This window comes from uncultured Corynebacterium sp., from assembly GCF_937999985.1.
Taxonomy (GTDB): Bacteria; Actinomycetota; Actinomycetes; order Mycobacteriales; family Mycobacteriaceae; genus Corynebacterium.
The window spans coordinates 1-4,697 of sequence record NZ_CALLDG010000061.1; the positions used below are offsets into that span (position 1 = coordinate 1).

The following is a 4,697-nucleotide window of genomic DNA, read 5'->3' on the forward strand; positions in this document are numbered from 1 at the left end:
CACCCAGCGCCCTACTCAGCACCACCCAGTACCACCCAGCGCGCTCCTCATTTAGCGCCCCCTCGTTTTGCGCACCGCACCCAGAACCGGAGCCAGAACCGCAGCCAGCACCCCACCCGTTGCCTCCCCGACAAATGCCCTGCTCATTCGGGCGCCAGGCCAAGCACCCTGAACAGTCCTAAGGGGCGCCTGATAAACTGTGACCGTCGTATAACTATTCCGATCACGTCGCGTCGTGATGGACCGGGATTATTTTGCCGGCACCCCAGTGGATCACTTGAATAACTTTGACACCTTCAGGCCTCATTGGGCCCGCGATCTAGTTCGGCTCAGCACGACCTTCTGATGTCGGAGCTCAGGACGGCTCCGCGAGGTCGTCGCTTTGCGACGGCACCGTGATGTCGTAAGTGGTTATTCAGTGAATATTCAAGGTGATCGAACAACTATAGAAACATTGGGGTGTTGAACCAACGTGGCTCTCCTTGCCATCCCCGTCACCGTCGCGGTGGCGCTCATCCTCGTTCCCTTGCTGGTCAAAACACTTGATCGAAACGCCGGTTGGCCCTTAGGCCTGACCTTCCTGGGACTCGCAGGATATGTGATCAAGCACGCCGACCCGATTCTCAACGGCGAGACAGCCACCTGGTCCGTCACTTGGATCAAAGGCTTCCTCACCGGCGCGGGTGGCGCGGCGGGCGAAGGCAGCCTAGAGCTGGCCCTGAAGATGGATTCCCTGGGGCTGTTCTTCACCCTCCTGGCGCTGCTCATCGGCGCCGTCGTGTTCATCTACTCCGCCGCTTACCTGCACAAGGGCGACAAGATCATGAGCTTCTACGTGCTCATGACCTCCTTCATGCTGGCAGTCCTCCTGCTGGTCCTGGCCGACGACGTGGCCCTGCTGTTCATCGGCTGGGAGCTGGTCTCTCTGGCGTCGTTCTTCCTCATCGCCCGCTCGGGCTCCGGCGGCGAGGCCGGTTCCATCCGCACCCTCTTGCTGACCTTCATCGGTGGCCTGTTCCTGCTGGCGGCCCTGGCCATTGGCGTGATCACCACGGGCACCACCAACCTTTCGGCCATGCTGCACTCCCCCGCCTGGGAGGGCCAGGACGTGCGCCTGGCCATCGTCGCGGTTCTTATCGCCTTGGCCGCGTTCTCGAAGGCCGCGCAGATCCCCTTCCACTTCTGGCTGCCGGAGGCTATGGCCGCGGACACCCCGGTTTCCGCCTTCCTGCACGCCGCCGCTGTGGTCAAGGCTGGCGTGTACCTGTTGCTGCGCTTCTCCGGCCTGTTCGAGGGTGTGATGGCCTGGCACGTCCTGCTGATCGTCATTGGCATGACCACCGCCATCATGGGCGCCGTGTTCGCCATCCAGAAGACGGATCTGAAGAAGCTTACGGCCTACTCCACGGTCTCCCAGCTGGGCTGGATCGTCGCCACCATTGGTGTGGGCACTCCTTTTGCCATCAGTGCCGCGCTGGTTCACACGGCCGCCCACGCGCTGTTCAAGTCCTCGCTGTTCATGATCGCCGGCGTAGTTGACCACCAGGCCGGGTCGCGAGACATTCGTCGTCTCGGCCCGCTGTGGCGCCAGATGCCCTTTACTTTTGTGTCCGCTGTGATCGCGGCGGCGTCAATGGCTGCGATTCCCCCGACCTTCGGCTTCGTGTCGAAGGAGGGCATGCTCACCGCTTTCGAGGAGGCACCGTTCAACAACGCCGGCGTGATCGCCCTGCTAGTCGCTGCTGGCATCGGCGCTCTGGCTACTTTCGTGTACTCCGCCCGCTATGTTCTGGGCGCGTTCGTCGACGGCCCGAAGGATGTTTCGCAAGTCAAGGAGGCCCCGGCGAACCTGTGGATTCCGGCGGTGCTTCCGGGCGTGCTTTCCCTGCCGGTCGTCGCGTTCATGGACGCGTTCGACGAGCCACTCGACCGTGTGGTGGAGGCCACGGACCTGGATCATGCGCACACGCACTTGGCTCTGTGGCATGGCCTGACGGTGCCGCTGTGGATTTCTCTGGCGGTGCTGGTTGTGGGCGTCATTGTTGTTATTTATCGACGCCCTCTGCTCCAGCCGCTCGAGGGCAAGCGTCTCGGGGTGGCAACGGGCGCGGAGATGATCACCGCATTCATCGAGCGCTCGACCAAGTTGGGCCGCGCGTTTGGCCGCCTGGCGAACTCCGTGAACCCCAACCGGCACGTGGTGTGGATCTTCGCCATGCTGATTGTGCTGGCGGGCTTCTCCGTGCTGGGTCCGGGCCGTCTGGAGGGCCTGGCGGATCTGCCGCCGCGTGTCGAGGGGATCGACAGCATCGTGGACCTAGTTGGCTTGGTGATTATCGGCTTGAGTGTGCTGGTGATGATTGGTACTCGCTCGCGCCTGGCTTCCGTGGTGCTGGTCGGCGTGGTCGGCGTGGGCGTTTCCTGGGTCATGCTGACCCTGGGCGCGCCGGACGTGGCCACCACCCAGCTGCTGGTCGAGTTCTGTGTGGTCGTCATCATGATGCTGGTGATCCGCCACCAGCCGCGCCTGTACTTGCGCGAGGGTGCGAACCGCACCCGCTTCGCCACGGTTCTGGCGGTGTTGGTCGGCGTGGTTACCTTCCTGGGCGTATGGCTGCTCATCGGCCGCCACGAGAAGCCTGCGATCGCGCAGTGGTACCTGGAGAACACCCCGGAGATCTCCGGCGGCAACAACGTGGTCGCCGTCATCCTGGTGGAGTTCCGTGCCTTCGATACGCTGGGCGAGCTGACGGTGCTGGGCATGGCGGGCATCGTGATTGCCGCGCTGATCAAGTCCATCCCCCGCTCCCCGGTTCCGGGCTACGGCCCGGGTTCCACCGCGGAGCTGTTCCGCGCTCCGGGGTCCACCCGCTTCCCGGATGTGCACAAGGTTCCGGAGCTGGCGCCGTTCTACTCCAAGTACCTGCGCTCCACGCACTTGAACTCCATTAACTCGCGGATGACAATGTACCCGCTGATCCCGATTTTGGCGCTGCTGTCCGCCGCCACATTCTGGCGCGGCCACCAGGCCCCCGGCGGCGGCTTCGTCGCCGCGCTGATCGCGGCCTGCGGCATCTTCATGTACTACCTAACGCAGGCTCGAGCCAAGAAGATGTTCACCGACCAGGTGGCCTACACCTTCGTCGGCGCGGGCGTAGCGATGGCGCTGATCACTGGCCTGATCGGCTACTTGCATGGCGGATTCCTGGCGCCAATCCACGGGGAGATTCTGGGTCAGCACATGACCACCTCGCTGATCTTCGACGGCGGCGTGTACCTGGCAGTGCTCGGCCTGGTGGTCATCGTCATCAACCAGATGGGCGGCCGCGAGCGCCCGGGTACTGACCCGGCAACGCTGAAGTCTAAGTTCCGCGCTCAGACTGCCACGCAGAAGATGGGTCCGAACTCCAAGGGCAAGCGCCCCACGCCCATCGAGGGCAAGGCGGATCCCGCCAAGAACCCCTCGCCTGTGGCTGTGACTGTCGGCGGCAGCAACATCCCGCTCAACCCCTCCCAGGTCTCCGCTGCTGCGAAGGCAGAGGAAGAGGCCCACCGGGCTGAGCGCGAAGCGGCTCGCACGCCGGTGAAGGCCGTCAAGGACGGAGCTGAGTCTAAGGCAGCGGAGCCTGATGGCGTCACAAAGAAAGAACAGAACGAGGAGAAGGGAGAGAACCAGTGATCATCGCAGCTATCATCGCCATCCTGATGGGCGGCGGCGTGTACCTGGTGATGCAGCGCGGAATGCTGCGCCTCATCATGGGCATCACGCTGATGAGCCACGCGGTTAACCTCCTGATCCTCGCTGCGGGCGTCGGCGCGTGGCGCATGGATCCGCTAATGGATCGCGCGACCCCCGAGCAGGCAGCCGACCCGCTACCCCAGGCATTCGTGCTGACGGCAATCGTGATCTCCATGGCCTCCACCGCCGTGATGCTGGCCATGGCCGCGCTCGGCCGCGACGACGACACATTCGGCAGTGACGACGTAGAGACCGCCTCCCGCCGCCTGCGCACCCTGCAGACGATGGGGTGGAAGAACTACGAGGAAGCCAAGGCCCACGGTGGAGTGGTCAAGGAGCACGAGGAGAAGAAACTCGGCGCGAACGACTACACGGAAGTCCACTCCACCGCCGATGAGGACGGCCCGGACGAAGCCGCGGCCAGCACCACCGGCAAGGAACGTAAGGACGAACAGAAGGGAGCGCAGAAGTAATGACCGAAGGTTCCCTCCTCAGTCTGTTTATCGCCGTCCCGCTGCTGGCTGCGGCCGTTGCCGCGATGGCTCCGTGGATGAGCCTCCGCCGCGCGCTGGGCCTGCTGGTGCCGGCATTCGGCATCGTCGGCGGCGTCTGGGTGCTGGTGAAGGTCAACGAGCCGAATACGGTGCTAGTCGATAACGTCGGCGGGTTCGTCGGCGGCATCTCCATCCCGCTGGTCGCCGACAACCTGGCGGGCGTCATGATCCTGACGACCTCCGTCGTCGCCCTGATCGCCAACTGGTTCGCCGACGTTGTCGGCGAGACGCGCACCCGCTTCTACCCCGCCCTCACTCTCATGCTGATCGGCGGCGTGTGGGGTGCACTGCTGACCGCGGACTTGTTCAACCTGTTCGTGTTCATCGAAGTCATGCTGATGCCCTCCTTCGGCCTGCTGGCGATGACCGGCACGTGGGCGCGCCTGGCGGCGGGCAGGATGTTC

2 protein-coding genes and 1 pseudogene are annotated in these 4,697 nt (G+C 64.1%); all 3 read left to right on the forward strand.

Going from position 1 to position 4,697, the window contains the following annotated elements:
- Positions 1-472 precede the first annotated feature (472 nt).
- Positions 473-3,679 (forward strand): DUF4040 family protein, encoded by a 3,207-nt coding sequence (locus Q0331_RS02895; RefSeq protein ID WP_298074709.1) that lies wholly within the window; start codon positions 473-475, stop codon positions 3,677-3,679.
- The gene (locus Q0331_RS02900) at positions 3,676-4,212 is read left to right on the forward strand and encodes a cation:proton antiporter subunit C (protein WP_298074711.1); all 537 of its coding nucleotides are present in this window, start codon (positions 3,676-3,678) and stop codon (positions 4,210-4,212) included. Before Q0331_RS02895 ends, Q0331_RS02900 begins: the two co-directional genes overlap by 4 nt.
- Positions 4,212-4,697, forward strand: a pseudogene (locus Q0331_RS02905) (monovalent cation/H+ antiporter subunit D family protein); the annotation flags it as partial. The gene Q0331_RS02900 and the pseudogene Q0331_RS02905, both read left to right, overlap by 1 nt.